At 52.8% G+C, this 15,471-nt stretch carries 14 protein-coding genes and 3 pseudogenes; 14 read left to right on the top strand and 3 right to left on the bottom strand.

Translation table 11 applies throughout. The features are described 5' to 3' along the window. Positions 1-9 precede the first annotated feature (9 nt). The 10 genes and pseudogenes from whiA to ACTNC3_RS09575 form a co-directional block, all read left to right on the top strand. Complete coding sequence (whiA, locus tag ACTNC3_RS09620) at positions 10-609, top strand: DNA-binding protein WhiA (RefSeq protein ID WP_441227285.1); 600 nt, start codon at positions 10-12, stop codon at positions 607-609. Positions 610-698: 89 nt separating this feature from the next. Next, positions 699-959 carry an HPr family phosphocarrier protein gene (locus tag ACTNC3_RS09615; RefSeq protein ID WP_410043405.1) on the top strand — a complete coding sequence of 87 codons (261 nt, stop codon included), beginning with the start codon at positions 699-701 and terminating at the stop codon, positions 957-959. Positions 960-1,081: 122 nt separating this feature from the next. Continuing rightward, complete coding sequence (locus tag ACTNC3_RS09610) at positions 1,082-4,567, top strand: DNA polymerase III subunit alpha (protein WP_441227284.1); 3,486 nt, start codon at positions 1,082-1,084, stop codon at positions 4,565-4,567. 90 nt (positions 4,568-4,657) lie between these two features. After that, a complete protein-coding gene (gene pfkA, locus ACTNC3_RS09605) occupies positions 4,658-5,635 on the top strand; it encodes a 6-phosphofructokinase (protein ID WP_441227283.1) in 978 nt (325 codons plus the stop codon). A gap of 114 nt (positions 5,636-5,749) precedes the next feature. Further along, positions 5,750-6,334 (top strand): DUF6145 family protein, encoded by a 585-nt coding sequence (locus ACTNC3_RS09600; protein WP_410043408.1) that lies wholly within the window; start codon positions 5,750-5,752, stop codon positions 6,332-6,334. Positions 6,335-6,337: 3 nt separating this feature from the next. Continuing rightward, complete coding sequence (dusB, locus tag ACTNC3_RS09595; RefSeq protein ID WP_410043409.1) at positions 6,338-7,291, top strand: tRNA dihydrouridine synthase DusB; 954 nt, start codon at positions 6,338-6,340, stop codon at positions 7,289-7,291. Between the two features lie 146 nt (positions 7,292-7,437). Further along, positions 7,438-7,935: a transcription elongation factor GreA gene (gene greA / locus ACTNC3_RS09590; RefSeq protein ID WP_410043410.1), complete on the top strand. Its 498-nt coding sequence runs from the start codon at positions 7,438-7,440 to the stop codon at positions 7,933-7,935. A gap of 22 nt (positions 7,936-7,957) precedes the next feature. Further along, positions 7,958-9,946, top strand: a complete 1,989-nt coding sequence (lysS, locus tag ACTNC3_RS09585) for a lysine--tRNA ligase (protein WP_441227282.1) — start codon at positions 7,958-7,960, stop codon at positions 9,944-9,946. A gap of 192 nt (positions 9,947-10,138) precedes the next feature. Further along, on the top strand, positions 10,139-10,432 hold the full coding sequence (locus tag ACTNC3_RS09580; protein ID WP_270441751.1) for a DUF6462 family protein: 294 nt from the start codon (positions 10,139-10,141) through the stop codon (positions 10,430-10,432). Between the two features lie 112 nt (positions 10,433-10,544). After that, positions 10,545-10,754, top strand: a pseudogene (locus ACTNC3_RS09575) (cyclophilin-like fold protein); the annotation flags it as partial. 138 nt (positions 10,755-10,892) lie between these two features. Here the strand turns inward: ACTNC3_RS09575 and ACTNC3_RS09570 are convergent. Next, a complete protein-coding gene (locus tag ACTNC3_RS09570; protein ID WP_277648097.1) occupies positions 10,893-11,780 on the bottom strand; it encodes a LysR family transcriptional regulator in 888 nt (295 codons plus the stop codon). A gap of 123 nt (positions 11,781-11,903) precedes the next feature. Between ACTNC3_RS09570 and ACTNC3_RS09565 the strand changes: the two genes are divergently transcribed. The 4 genes and pseudogenes from ACTNC3_RS09565 to ACTNC3_RS09550 all read left to right on the top strand — a co-directional run. Next, positions 11,904-12,947 (top strand): YeiH family protein, encoded by a 1,044-nt coding sequence (locus tag ACTNC3_RS09565; protein ID WP_277648096.1) that lies wholly within the window; start codon positions 11,904-11,906, stop codon positions 12,945-12,947. Positions 12,948-13,115: 168 nt separating this feature from the next. Beyond that, positions 13,116-13,457 (top strand): annotated as a pseudogene (locus ACTNC3_RS09560) (tyrosine-type recombinase/integrase); the annotation flags it as partial. 280 nt (positions 13,458-13,737) lie between these two features. Then, on the top strand, positions 13,738-14,175 hold the full coding sequence (locus ACTNC3_RS09555; RefSeq protein WP_441206768.1) for a radical SAM mobile pair system MarR family transcriptional regulator: 438 nt from the start codon (positions 13,738-13,740) through the stop codon (positions 14,173-14,175). Next, positions 14,172-14,453 (top strand): annotated as a pseudogene (locus tag ACTNC3_RS09550) (radical SAM mobile pair protein A); the annotation flags it as partial. The gene ACTNC3_RS09555 and the pseudogene ACTNC3_RS09550, both read left to right, overlap by 4 nt. A gap of 130 nt (positions 14,454-14,583) precedes the next feature. On the opposite strand, the gene ACTNC3_RS09545 reads toward ACTNC3_RS09550, so the two are convergent. After that, entirely contained in the window at positions 14,584-14,781 is a 198-nt protein-coding gene (locus ACTNC3_RS09545; RefSeq protein ID WP_441227281.1) for a hypothetical protein, read from the bottom strand. 63 nt (positions 14,782-14,844) lie between these two features. After that, on the bottom strand, positions 14,845-15,471 hold a 627-nt coding region (gene istB, locus ACTNC3_RS09540; protein ID WP_441227280.1), incomplete at its 5' end, for an IS21-like element helper ATPase IstB.

Here is a 15,471-nt window from a genome sequence, read left to right as displayed (position 1 = left end):
GACATTAATATGGTTAGCAATGGTTCGAAGGATCTCGAGATGCGGGACTTCATTCGGGAGCGCTTCCTGAGTGCGGGGTCGATCACGGATCCGACGAAGGATTATCATCTTGAGCTGGTCTGCGGTGGAGCAGAGGAGGCGGATCGGATCATCGACGTCTTCCGAAGCTTCGGCCTCGAGCCACGTATCATGGAGCGGGGCGGGCATCTGGTTGTGTATCTGAAGGATGCTGCGCAGATTTCGGATGTACTGAAGCTGATGGGTGCTGTGGATGGCCTCATGGAGCTTGAGAATGTCAGAATACTCAAGGAGGTCAGTGAGAAGATCAACCGCCAGGTGAACTGTGAAACAGCCAACCTGCAGCGGACGGTATCCGCCGGCATTCGCCAGGTGGAGGATATCGAACTGATCGACCGGGAGATCGGGCTTCAGAACCTGGAGCTGGGACTGCGTGAGATCGCGGAGAAGCGTCTGGAGAATCCGGATGCCACCCTCACCGAGCTTGCAGCCTGCCTCTCGGAACCGATTGGAAAGAGCGGTGCCAATCATCGACTTCGGAAGCTTTCCAGGATCGCGTCGGAGTTAAGGGGAAAAACCGCGGGTATATAGTGTAAAGATAGCGAAGAGCGTTCGGTGAAGTGATGCTTGCATCCAGGGAGGAGCGTTTAACGCGAGTTCTATCTTCGAGGAAGGATTATATGAAGGATACAAATGTAGTAGTTCAGTTACCGAAAAAACCGGATGAGCATCCGATCGCGATGCTTGTTCAAATTGCCAGCCGCTTTGAATCACGCATTTATATGGCTGATGGTCCACGTAAGGTCAACGCCAAGTCGATCATGGGGATGATGGCACTGGGACTTGACAACGGACAGGAGCTGGTAGTCAGCGCAGACGGTGAAGATGAGGATGCTGCACTGAAGAGCATCACAGAGTATCTCTGCGGAGCGGAGGCTTAAGAGCTGAATATTACGGAGGGAGACGCCGAAAGGCGTCTCCCTTAATTTTTGTACAAAAAAGAACAAGCATTCGCGTATATTCTATGCTACAATAGAGGCATCTGTTTTTACTGGAGGGTATGATGGCCTTTACGCATTTACATGTTCATACAAGCTACAGCCTTCTCGATGGCGCCGGTCGGATCCCGGAGATGATCGCGCGCTGCCGGGAGCTCGGGATGGATTCGATGGCCATCACCGATCACGGTGTGATGTACGGTGTCATCGACTTCTATAAGGAGGCGCAGAAGCAGGGAATCAAGCCGATCCTCGGCTGTGAGGTCTATCTCACGGGCGGCTCCCGCTTCGATCGGGAGGTCGGAAAGGGCGAGGACCGCTACTACCATCTCGTGCTGCTCGCCGAGAATAACCAGGGCTACGCGAACCTCATGAAGATCGTGTCGACGGGCTTCATCGACGGCTTCTACTATAAGCCACGTGTCGACTTCGAGACGCTCGAGCGCTACCACGAGGGCATCATCGCCCTGTCCGCCTGCCTCGCCGGCGAGGTGTCACGAAACCTCACCCGGAATATGTATCCGGAGGCGAAGAAGGCGGCGCTGCGCTACCTCTCCATCTTCGGGCCGGAGCACTTCTACCTCGAGCTTCAGGATCATGGCTATCCGGAGCAGCGGAAGGTCAATGCAGGCTTACTTCAGTTACATGAAGAAACCGGGATTCCGCTGGTCGCCACAAACGATATCCACTACACCCGGAAGGAGGATGCAGAGCCGCACGATATCCTGCTCTGTCTCCAGACCGGAAAGAAAATCACAGACCAGGATCGTCTGCGCTATCCGGGTGGGCAGTTCTATATCAAGTCCGAGGAGGAGATGCGGGCTTTATTTCCGTATGCGGAGGAAGCCCTCGACAACACCCATAAAATCGCAGAGCGCTGTAATGTAAGCATTGAATTCGGACACTACCATGTGCCTGGCTATCAGGTGCCGGCGGGCTATGACACGACGGGCTATCTCCGAAAGCTCTGTGAGGATGGCCTCCGGGCGCGCTACGGCGCGGATGGCGAGCAGTACCGGGCACGTCTCGACTATGAGCTCGATACGATCGCGAGCATGGGCTTCGTCGAGTACTTCCTGATCGTCTGGGATTATGTGCACTATGCAAAGACGCACGATATCGCGGTGGGGCCGGGCAGAGGCTCGGCGGCGGGCTCCCTCGTCGCGTACTGCATCGGCATCACGGATATCGACCCGATGCGTTACAATCTCGTCTTCGAGCGTTTCCTGAACCCGGAGCGTGTCACCATGCCGGATGTCGATATGGACTTCGAGTATGAGCGCCGGCAGGAGGTGATCGAGTACGTGACCCGGAAGTATGGTAAGGACTGTGTGTCGCAGATCATCACCTTCGGTACGCTCGCCGCGCGCGGTGTCATCCGTGATGTCGGGCGTGTACTGGATATTCCATATGCGAAGTGTGATATGATCGCGAAGCAGGTGCCGAATGAGCTGAACATCACGCTCGATAAGGCACTTCAGTCGAATCCGGAGCTTCGAAAGATGTATGAGGAGGATCCGGAGACGCATCGCCTCATCGATATGAGTAAGCGTCTCGAGGGACTGCCGCGCCACAGCTCCATGCATGCGGCCGGCGTCGTGATCTCCGGAAAGCCGCTGGTGGAGTACGTGCCGGTATCGCGGGCGGCAGATGGCACCCTCACCACGCAGTTTACGATGACGACGATCGAGGAGCTGGGGCTTCTCAAGATGGATTTCCTAGGACTTCGGAATCTGACGGTCATCAAGGATGCTATCCGGGATGTGAATAAGCTGCATCATGCAGACCTGAGTGTCGAGAACATGAACTATGCCGATCCGAAGGTGTACCAGATGATTTCGGGCGGGCACTGTGAGGGTGTGTTCCAGCTCGAGTCAGCCGGCATGAAGAATTTCATGAAGCGGCTGAAGCCGGAGGGCATCGAGGACATCATCGCCGGTGTCGCACTCTACCGACCGGGTCCGATGGACTTCATCCCGAAGTACATAAAGGGCAAGGAGCACCCGGAATCGATCAGCTACGACTGCCCGGAGATCCGTCCGATCCTCGAGACGACCTATGGCTGTATCGTCTACCAGGAGCAGGTCATGCAGATCGTGCGTGATCTCGCCGGCTACTCGATGGGACGCTCGGACCTCGTGCGCCGTGCCATGAGCAAGAAAAAAACGAAGGTCATGGAGGAGGAGCGGAAGAACTTCGTCTATGGTAATCCGGAGCAGCACATCCCGGGCTGCATCGCGCGGGGCATCGATGAGGCGACGGCGAACCACATCTATGACGAGATGATCGACTTCGCGAAGTATGCCTTCAACAAGTCGCATGCGGCCTGCTATGCCGTCGTTTCCTACCAGACGGCTTACCTTCGCTGCTACTATCCGGCCGAGTTTTTCGCGGCGCTCATGACCTCCTATATGGATAACATGGGGAAGACCGCCGAGTACTTCGATGTGGCACGCACGCTCGGCATCGCGATCCTGCCGCCGGATGTGAATCAGGCGGAGATCGGATTCTCGGTCTCCACAGAAGGGGCGATCCGCTATGGTCTGAGTGCCGTAAAGGGCGTCGGTCGGAGCGCTGCGCAGGCTATCGTGAAGGAGCGGCAGCAGCACGGATCGTATAAGGACTTCGAGGATTTCGTCGTCCGTGTCTCGGAGAAGGGGATCAACCGCCGCGCCATCGAGTATTTCATCCAGGCGGGCGGGCTCGATCCGTTCCCGGGCAACCGCCGGGAGAAGATCGCGATCCTTCCGACCATCATCGAAGGCCGTGTGAAGGAAAAGCAGAATTCGATGGCGGGTCAGATGACCCTCGCGGATCTCCTCGGGGAGGATAATCAGGAGGCGGGCGAGTTCCGTATCCGCATGCCGAAGCTGCCGGAGTATTCGAAGGAGGAGCTGCTGCAGTACGAGAAGGAGGCGCTCGGTTTCTATCTGAGCGGCCATCCGCTGGATGCCTATCGCGCCGTGATGGATGCCAATGTCTCTGCCACGAGTGCGGACTTCCGCCGGGACGATGAGACAGGCACCGTGCCGCTTCGTGATCAGCAGAAGGTGACGATCGGCGGGATCCTCACGGAGCTGCAGATGAAGACCACCCGGAAACAGCAGCAGATGGCCTTCCTGCAGCTCGAGGACCGGATGGGTACCGTGGAGGTCGTCGTCTTCCCGAAGACCTACCAGACGATGCGTGCACTGCTCGCGCCGGATGCGAAGCTCTTTATCGAGGGACATGTCGACGGCTCCGGCGAGAAGGACAGTAAGCTGATCGCCGATCGGATCTATACCTTCGCGGAGGCACCGAAGGAGCTCTGGCTGCAGCTCCAGGATAAAAACCAGTACTTTGCTGAGCAGCAGGCGCTGGAACAGCTCCTGAGAGCACACCCCGGGGAAGATGGCGTGGCGATCTATCTCCGTCAGGAAAAGGCCGTGAAACGCCTCGACCGTCAGCATGCGGTGCAGCTCGATCCGGTGTTGATGGAAAGCCTCGATCAGCTTCTCGGCGAAAAAAACGTTCGAGTTTCATATAAGGTATTGAAAAAAGTACAAAACTAAACTATTATAAGTGCGAGTTTGTGAAAGCTATCACAATCTCGCTTGCTAGTGTGTTTAGGGAGAATGTAAATATATCTGGAGGATAGGATTATGGCGACGAAAGCTGTGAAGACGATTGGTGTACTGACATCCGGTGGTGATGCGCCAGGTATGAATGCCTGTGTACGTAGTGTTGTTCGTACGGCGATTCACGAGGGCATCAAGGTAAAGGGTATCATGAGAGGATATGCGGGTCTTCTGCAGGAGGAGATCGTCGATATGGATACGACCTCTGTATCCGATATCATCAGCCGTGGTGGTACCATCCTCTATACGGCGAGATGTCAGGAGTTTACAACGCCGGAGGGTCAGGCACGTGGTGCCGAGATCTGCCGTAAGCATGGCATCGATGGCATGGTCGTCATCGGTGGTGACGGCTCCTTCCGTGGCGCGGGTAAGCTGAGTGCACTCGGCATCAACACCATCGGTGTGCCGGGCACGATCGACCTCGATATCGCATGTACGGATTATACGATTGGTTTCGATACCGCCATCAATACCGCGATGGAGGCCATCGATAAGCTGCGTGATACCTCGACCTCACATGAGCGCTGCTCGATCATCGAGGTCATGGGTCGTCGTGCCGGTTACATCGCACTCTGGTGTGGTGTGGCGAACGGCGCGGAGGAGATCCTGCTTCCGGAGCGCTACGATGGCGATGAGCAGGCGATCATCAACCGTATCATCGAGGCACGTAAGAGAGGCAAGAAGCACTATATCATCATCAACGCCGAGGGAATCGGCCACAGCACATCGATGGCGAAGCGCATCGAGGCAGCGACGGGTATCGAGACGAGAGCAACCATTCTCGGACATATCCAGCGTGGTGGCTCACCGACCTGTAAGGATCGTTACTATGCATCGATGATGGGTGCACGTGCCGTAGAGCTTCTGCATGAGGGTAAGTCGAATCGCCTTGTGGCTTATAAGCATGGCGAGTTCGTCGATTATGATATCCAGGAAGCACTTCAGATGAAGAAGGATATCAACGAGGAGCAGTATCGTATCGCGAAGCTGCTGGTTAGATAAGTCATAAGTACAGGGGGGCGACTGCATCTGCAGTCGCCCTTTTCGATTTTCTTAACTTTGCAGAACGGTGAATGGATGTTATAATGCGGATGATTTTTAGAACAGTGAGGTGCGATGATGAGAGAAGATGTGGTGCTGTGTGCGGCGAATGCCTATCATCAGAAGTATTATCTGAATCCGGAGTATGGGAATCTGCCGGAGGATGTGCAGAAGGAGCTGAAGCTGATCGCGGTGGATTATGTCGAGGAGATCGGTGGGGTCTTTCTGATGTCGTTTAATGCGGAGCAGAAGCTGGTACTGAAGTCGATGCACGAGGAGGATGATCTTCGTTTCGATGATGCGAAGGCACAGAAGAAGATCGGGGAGCTGGCGACGCGCTATGAGGCGCTGTTTACGAAGCTGGAGACCTACTACCAGGCGCTGGAGATGCTGCATGGGAGAGGACGGTCTTCCGAGGAGCTGACAGAGGCGGACATGCAGGCGGAGCCGGGTGCGAATAATCCGGAGGGCCATGCGGAGGTGCGTCGAGCGACTTCGGAAGAGGTGAGGACGTCCGCGGCGGAGACATCGAACCAGGATGTCGTCGCGGAGTCGGAGCAGGGCGGGATCCGGATGACGGGTTCCTGGGACATGCCGGTGATGCCGGATGACCCGAATGCGGAGCAGACCGCGTACCATACGCTTTTTGGGGATGATTAATATATGAAAATTGGAAATGTGGAGCTCCCAAGCAATGTGGCGATGGCACCGATGGCGGGGGTGACGGATCTTCCGTACCGGACGATCCTGCGGGAGATGGGGGTCGGTCTTACGACGACGGAGATGATCAGTGCGAAGGCGATCCTCTACCATAATAAGAATACCGAGGAGCTGATGCGGACCGGGGCGGATGAGCATCCGGTGGCGGTGCAGCTCTTCGGCTCCGATCCGGAGATTATGGCGGAGATTGCGTCCCGGATCGAGGATCGTTTCGATATCCTCGACGTAAATATGGGCTGTCCGGTGGCGAAGATCGTGAACAATCATGAGGGAAGTGATCTGATGAACCATCCGGAGCTGGCGTATGAGATTCTGCATGCGATGGTAGAGCGTTGCCATAAGCCGGTGACGGTGAAGTTCCGAAAGGGCTTTCAGAAAACGGACGATACGGCGGTCGAGTTCGCGAAGATGGCGGAGCAGGCCGGCGTGTCGGCAGTGACGGTGCATGGCCGGACGCGGGCGCAGCTCTACAGTGGGGCAGCGGACTGGGAAGTGATCCGGCGGGTGAAGGAGGCGGTGAAGATTCCGGTGTTCGGAAACGGCGACATCTTCACACCAGAGGACGCGAAGCGCATGATGGACGAGACGGGCTGTGACGGCGTGGCGATCGCGCGCGGGGCCCAGGGAAATCCGTGGCTCATCCGACGGACGGTCGAGTATCTCCGGACGGGCGAGCTTCTGCCGGCACCTTCCATCGAGGAGGTGATCGCGATGATCCACCATCATACGGAGCTGATGCTTCAGTATAAGGGTGAATTCACGACGGTCCGGGAGATGCGGAAGCACATCGCCTGGTATACGGAGGGCTACCCGGACTCGTCGAAGCTCCGTGGGAAGGTGAATACCGCCGGCAGCATCGAGGAGCTGTATGCGCTGGTGGACGCGATGAAATGTTGACAAGTGGAGCTGATTTGCTTTACAATATGCAATCGTGAAAATGGATGATGGGCGGTTTCCGGCCATTCGGAAGCGGCCTGTTTTATAATGCTGATTCATCGCGGATGGATGAGCAGAAGGAAGTCTTGAAAGGAGCTATGGGAAACATGGCAGAAGAGCAGGTAAAGAAGAATTTACTGACACGTGCAGGTCTTAACAAGTATGAGGCGGAGCTTCATGATCTGAAGGTCAACAAGAGACAGATGATCGCAGAGAAGATCAAGGAAGCGAGAGAGCAGGGCGATCTTTCCGAGAACGCAGAGTACGATGCAGCGAAGGATGAGCAGAGAGACATCGAGGCGAGAATCGTCGAGCTCGAGGCACTGCTGAAGAACGTTGAGGTCGTGGATGACTCTGTCGAGGGTGAGATCAATGTCGGCTGCCGTGTAAAGCTCTATGATGAGGAGTTCGATGAGGAAGTGACCTACTTCATCGTGGGTTCCTCGGAAGCGAACAGCCTGACCGGAAAGATTTCCAACGAGGCACCGGTCGGTAAGGCCCTTCTGCACCACAAGGCAGGCGATGAGGTGACCGTTGAGACCGAGGCGGGTGATCTCAAGTTCCGCGTACTTGAGGTGGAGCGCGTCAACGATCACGAGGCGTAAGCATAAAAAGCAAGGAGAAGCTATGGCAGAGAATCAGGAAAACCAGAAGAACCAGGCGCCGGTAGAGGATACGAACCATATCGTTCGTACGCGCCGGGAGAAGCTTGCAGAGCTGCAGGCTGCCGGACAGGATCCTTTCGAGATTACGAAATTCGATCAGGAGCAGCACAGCCAGGAGATCCGGGATGATTTCGAGAAGTTCGAGAATCAGCAGGTATCGATCGCTGGCCGTATCATGCAGAAGCGTGTGATGGGTAAGGCGTCCTTCATCCATATTCAGGATAAGCAGGGCCGTATCCAGGCATATATCACCCGTGACGAGCTGGGTGAGGATGAGTACAAGAAGTTTAAGAAGATGGATATCGGTGATATCGTCGGTGTAAAGGGCTTCGTATTTAAGACGAAGATGGGCGAGGTTTCTGTCCATGCACAGTCACTTACACTTCTGTCGAAGTCGCTTTATCCGCTTCCTGAGAAGTTCCATGGTCTGCAGGATACCGATACGAGATATCGTCAGCGCTATGTTGACCTCATCATGAACGAGGATTCGAAGAATGTCTTCATCAAGCGTTCGCAGATCATCCGTGAGATTCGTAACTTCCTCGATGGACGTGGCTTCATGGAGGTGGAGACACCGATGCTGGTGGAGAATGCCGGTGGTGCCGCTGCCCGTCCTTTCGAGACCCACTATAACGCATTGAACGAGGACGTAAAGCTTCGTATTTCCCTCGAGCTTTATCTCAAGCGTCTCATCGTCGGTGGTCTCGAGCGTGTGTTCGAGATCGGCCGTGTATTCCGTAATGAGGGTGTCGATACCCGTCATAATCCGGAGTTCACACTGATGGAGCTGTATCAGGCCTATACCGATTACAACGGTATGATGGAGCTCACGGAGAGCATGTTCCGCTACCTCGCAGAGAAGGTATGTGGGAAGACCCTCATCAGCTACCAGGGCACCGAGATCGATCTCGGCAAGCCGTTCCGCCGTCTGTCGATGACGGATGCCATCAAGGAGGAGTGCGGTGTTGATTTTAACACGGTAAAGACCCTCGAGGAGGCACGTGCACTGGCGGATCAGCATAACGTTCCGTACGAGGCACACCATAAGATCGGTGACATCGAGAACGGTTTCTTCGAGACATTCTGTGAGGAGAAGATGATTCAGCCGACCTTCATCATGGATCATCCGGTAGAGATTTCGCCGCTGACGAAGAAGAAGCCTTCCGATCCGACAAAGGTAGAGCGTTTTGAGCTCTATATCTACGGACGTGAGATGTGTAACGCATACTCCGAGCTGAACGACCCGATCGATCAGCGTGAGCGCTTCAAGGCACAGGATGCACTGGCGGCTGCCGGTGATGAAGAGGCAAACCACACCGATGAGGACTTCCTTCATGCGATGGAGATCGGTCTGCCGCCAACTGGTGGTATCGGCTATGGTATCGATCGTCTCGTGATGCTGCTGACCGATACGCCGGCGATCCGTGATGTTCTCCTCTTCCCGACTATGAAGACCCTCAAGGCGGATAACAAAGAAGCACATGCGGGTGAAAAGGTCGGGGAAGAGGGCGGATCTGAAACCACCGAAGAGGCTGTTTCCGATCAGACCGGGTTCTTCACCCCGAACGAAAAGATCGATTTTACCGGTGTGAAGATCGAGCCGCTGTTTGCGGATCAGGTCGATTTCGACACCTTCAGCAAGTCCGATTTCCGGGCTGTGAAGGTAAAAGAATGCTCGGCTGTTCCGAAGAGTAAGAAGCTCTTAAAGTTCGTTTTGGATGACGGAACGGGCACGGATCGCGTGATTTTAAGCGGTATTCACGCCTATTACGAGCCGGAAGAGCTGGTCGGAAAGACCCTGATCGCCATCACCAATCTTCCGCCGAGAGCGATGATGGGGATCGACTCCTGCGGCATGCTCCTGTCCGCGGTGAACGAGAAAAACGGCGAGGAAGAGCTTCATCTTCTGATGGTGGACAACCACATCCCGGCCGGCGCGAAGCTGTATTGATCCAGGGATAATGACGGGCGGAAAACCTTCAAGGCACTCCTTTTCAGAATCAATCTGAGAGGGGGTGCCTTTTTGCGTGCAGACAGCAGGAAAAGAGGCTGAAAAGCCTTTCATCCCTGTTTGAATGGAAACCAGATGACGCAGATGCCTGTTATCCGGGCATCTGTCCACAAATCCATAAGGAGGAAACGTATGGAACAGGAGTATCAGGACATCACAAGACCAAGAGAAGTCCGGGAAGAGGTGAAGAAGCTGCGGAAAAAGTTTCTTCGCTATCAGGAAGCGGAGGTCGTGTACAGCATCTCGCACCGCAAGCTCATCGAGCTCGCGGATCGGGCGGGCGCGTTGTACCGGATGGAAGGGACGGTGCTGATCAACCGCGATATTTTCGATGCCTATCTCGAGAACTTTCATGAGAAGACCAGGGGAATTGGTAAGCGCGGTTTGAGCAAAGAAGAGAGGCGGCGGAAGGAGGAGAAGCAGTGAGCGGGAAACTCTGGATGTTTTCGGATCAGCTGGACGAGTTGTTTTAAGAAGTGCGGGAAGCCAACCGGATAGAGATTATAAGAGGAGCGTGTGAAAGAACTTTCGTTTTTCATACGCTCTTTCTATTGCTGATACACTGAAATATGTGATGGCTCAGAGGCACAGTGACATTGTACTTTATTCGGGCAATCAGATGGTAGTGTTCTATGGCTCCAACAGCTGGTCATACACAAGGCTCGGTCATATATCTGATAAGGATGAGGCAGAGATGGCAGATCTTCTTTCACAAGGAGATGTTACGATAACCATCAGCACGGAATAGGTTCCTTTTCCCCCTTCAGAACCTCAAGGACGAGATCAGATTTGAACTTGGCACTAAAGTTTCTTCTTGTACGAGACATGTGCAACTTTCGTGACAGGTTCACACGCTGCCGCTGCTCTTTCAGTGTGATGGTTCGCATCATTTTTCCTTGATCAGCTCCTCACAGATCCTCCGGTATTGACCGGCATAGATACTGCCTTTTTCCCAGATAAAGTCGAGATCATGCTGCATGGAAAAATCCCGGAGCTTTATTTCACGCAGCCTGCCGTTTTGGAGCTCTTCCTTAACGGCAATTTTATACAGGAATGAAATCCCGCAGTCCTCTTTCAGCAGGGCTGTGATCGTATGCATATTCTCCACTTCGATGAAATGAGAGAAGTCATGCAGCCGGATGCCCCGGGCGGACAGGCTGCGCTCCATGATTTCTCTGGTACCGGAACCCTTTTCCCGGATCAGTAGCCTCTCCCCCTGAAGATCTCTCAGACAGGCCGGCGTCCCATTCCTGAAAACATGCTCGGCTGCACATACCGCGATGTAATCCTCTGTGTTGTAAGTCAGATTCTCATACTGATCCCCGGGATAATATCCTTCTACAAGTGCTAGGTGAATCTTGCCATCTTCGAGCAGATGGATCAACTGCTCGGTATTTCCGAATTTCAGGTGTATATTCATATCCGGATGCCGTTTCAGAAACCCGGCCAGCGGATTTACAACCGCATATTCACCGACAGTCATGGTAACGCCGAAGGACAGACATTTTATCCCGGTGTCCTCCGGACGAAGTTCCTGCTTGAGCTGTACCTCGTCATTCTGCATGGTCTGCAGGCGTTCCTTAAGAATTTCTCCCTGCCGGGTCAGATACAGTTTTTTATTCCGGTATAGAAAAAGCGATGTGCCGTAATAATCCTCCAGATAATGGATATGGGAAGATACCGCCGGCTGCGTAATGTTCAGCTGCGCAGCGGCTTTGGTGTAATTCATGGTCTGGCAGACGCACAGAAACGTATTGATTCGAAAGTCCAGCATAAGACACACTTATCAATAAAAAAATAATATCGTATACAAGAAATTAATAATTTTACATTTTGAATTTACCATTCTATGATGATCCCTGTCAATGAAATTAAACAGAGGGAGGACATATCTATCATGTCATTTATAAGAAAAAACGGCGCGGGAATTCTTCTGTGTCTTGCAATTGCCATTCCGTCATGGATCATCGGACAGCGCTTCCCGGTTGTCGGCGGAGCCGTCATCGGTATTCTGGCGGGAATGGCCGTAACTGTGTTCTGGAAAAACAAAGGACCTGCGGAAGGCGGGATCCGATGGACTTCTAAATATATCCTGCAGACAGCCGTGGTTCTGCTTGGATTCGGGATGGACCTCGGGGTGATCGCCGAAACCGGAAAGCAGTCCCTGCCGATCATCATTTGTACAATCAGCACTTCGCTGATCATCGCATGGCTGCTGCACCAGCTGATGCATGTCCCGGGGAACATCTCCACACTGGTAGGTGTGGGTTCCTCGATTTGCGGAGGTTCTGCGATTGCAGCGACCGCTCCGGTCATTGGTGCGGATGACGATGAGGTGGCGCAGGCAATCTCTGTAATCTTCTTTTTCAACGTCCTTGCGGCGGTTTTATTCCCGATCCTGGGGCATGCCATCGGCTTTGATACTACCAGCGGAGACGCCTTCGGAATCTTTGCCGGGACGGCCGTTAATGATACTTCCTCGGTGACCGCAGCGGCATCCACTTGGGACAGCATGTGGGGCCTCGGGAACCAGACGCTGGATAAAGCGGTCACGGTTAAGCTGACACGTACTCTGGCCATCATCCCGATTACGCTGGTTCTTTCGATCGTTCGTGCAAAACAGTCGGAGAAAAACAGCACTGCCCCGAATAGTGAAGCTTTCAGCCTGCGCAGGGCGTTTCCCGTGTTTATCCTGTATTTTGTTTTGGCTTCGGTGATCACGACGGTCTGTGTACAGGCAGGCGTCAGCACGGAGGTGTTCGTACCACTCAAGAACCTGTCGAAGTTTTTCATCGTCATGGCGATGGCTGCGATCGGTTTGAACAGCGACATCGTGAAACTGATCCGGACCGGCGGGAAGCCGATCGTCATCGGCGCGGCCTGCTGGGCGGGAATTACGCTTGTCAGCCTTGGCATGCAGCATGTTATGCGGATCTGGTGATATATCGAATTTAATACGCCAGTTTGACTATAAAAGAGGGCAGGTACTTTTGTCGGAGTACCTGCCTTCTTTATTTACGCGAACAGTGAGCCGCAGCCGAATGCGAAGTATTCGTGTGCGGCGAGCGTCGCGATAGCGAGATAAAACTCGCGCAGCGTGTTTTATCTCGTTTTTCAGAACCGCTTCGGTACCCTGCCGAATCCTGCCAGTGTCAACCGCACGATTAAGCGGATTGTGAACAGCTATAACGCTGATGAGCGTCTCAATGTTGCACGGGAAGGCCGCGAGCCAATGCTGCTTCCGGAATTTTCCTGCCATCATCTCCGGCATACCTTTGCGACCTGGCTCTGCGAGGTGGAGAACAATCTCAAAGTGATCCAATCCATCACGGGACACAAGAACATCGAGACTACGATGGACGTATATGCGGAAGTGACGGATCGGAAGAAGGAAGAAACTTTTGAAAATCTCGCGGCGAAACTTCTGCGCGAAGATCCGAAAGGAACGTGATAAATATGGTTTATTTTACGGCAGATATGCACTTTGGCCACAGAGCCATTATAAATATGCAGAGCCGCCCATTTGAATCTGTAGAAGAGATACGTATTCCAAGATATAAATCAGAATTGACCTATGTGAAAAGGGAGGCGGAGGAGAGTCTGCCGAGGAAGAAAACAGCGCGGTCGAACTGGCCGTGAAATCGAAATTTACCTATTAAGAAATATAAATTGTTGACAATAAAGCTCCTATATAGTAGGCTTTTAATAAACTACTATATAGGAGCTTTTGTATGGACATGAATGGAGGATTTCTTGTCACCAAAATAAAACAGCTTGGAGACCGGATTTTCGAGAAGATTCTCAGTGAAAAGAATATTGATGCGTTTAATGGAGCCCAAGGACGTATTCTTTATGTTCTGTGGCAGGAGGATGGTATCTCAATCAGGGCACTCTCGACTAAATGCGGATTAGCGATAACATCTCTTACTACGATGCTGGAAAGAATGGAAAATCAAGGGCTGATAAGCCGTGTTCAGTCTGAAACAGACAAAAGAAAAACACTCCTGTTTCTGACTGAGAAAGCACATGCCTTAAAGGGTGAGTACGATTCTGTATCTGATGAGATGGGCAGTATTTACTACAAAGGTTTTTCGAAGGAAGAAATTACCCAGTTTGAGGAATACCTCGACCGCATCAGAAAGAATCTTGAGGAGTGGCAGAAGTCATGAGTATTTGTATCAAAGATCAGATTCAGAACATGAATATCGTCATTGGCTGCAAAGTGGGATGTACATATTGCTATGCCCGCAACAATGTGAAACGCTGGCATATGATTGATGACTTCTCTGATCCTGAGTTCTTTCCAGGCAAGCTCAGGATGATGGAAAAGAAACGTCCGCAGAACTTTCTTCTCACCGGCATGAGCGATCTCTCTGGATGGAAGCCGAAATGGAGAGACGAGGTGTTTGCAAAGATCCGTGAAAATCCACAACATCAGTTCCTGTTCCCTTACATTGATGGAATAGGACAGATTTCCTTCTTCGGCGCGGGACTTCATAATCAGTTCCTTTGCCAGGGCAGTGAACTTTTCCAGCTGATCTTTTTGATATGATTGGAAGCTATAAGTTTTAACATAATCATCCCCACTGAATTTCTCCAAGGAGAACCTTGGCTCCAAGATCGATAACTCCGGTGTTGATGTAATCCGGATAGGCTGTTTTCAGAGAAGTAGCAAGCTCCTCTGACCTGGATGGGGCCTGTTCCTGCAGCACGGAAGACCAGACAGCAAGTTTTCCGATGACACTCTCCGCGATATGCTGCTTGTATATTGTCAATAGTTAATCCTCAAAATTGTCATCAAAATTCCCTGTTTTTGGAAAGGGAATTCCTTGTTTTTGTCAGGACACGATTTCTTCATTCTGAGGTACTGTCTGGCGCATCAATGCATGCTGCATCCGATAACTTTTCCCGTCGAACATGATTAAGTGTCCATGATGGACGAGACGGTCGATCATCGCGGCAGCCATCTGTTCATCCGTAAAGATGCCACCCCATTTTGAAAATTCAATATTTGTGGTCAGGATCAGACTTCTGCTTTCGTAGCTGTCCGATATGACCTGAAAAAGCAGCTCGGATCCGTCCCGGTCTACCGGCACATAACCCCACTCATCGAGGATCAGCAGGTCCTGTTGGTTAAGAGTTGTTCTCAGGCGTTCCAGCGTACCGTTTTTTCGCGCCTCGGCGAGTTTCAGGACCAATTCAGTCACCGTATAGAAACGCACCTTATAGCCTTTTTTGCAGGCCAGTACGCCTGCGGCGATTGCCATGTGTGTCTTCCCAAGCCCCACTGGTCCATAGAGAACCAGATTCTGCTTCTTTTCGATGAAAGAGACATTTAACAGATCCTCTTTTGCCAGAGCTGGAGGCAGTTTGGTCTGGCAAAAGTCATAGCCATCAAAGGTTTTATAAACGGGGAAGCGGGCTCGTTTGATCAGCCGGTGGATGTGATTGATCTCCCGATTTTC

The sequence above is a fragment of the Oribacterium sp. HCP3S3_B9 genome (assembly GCF_052064255.1).
Taxonomy (GTDB): Bacteria; Bacillota; Clostridia; order Lachnospirales; family Lachnospiraceae; genus Oribacterium.
Note: the sequence above shows the minus strand (reverse complement) of the source record. Positions and strands in the feature narration are given on the sequence as shown.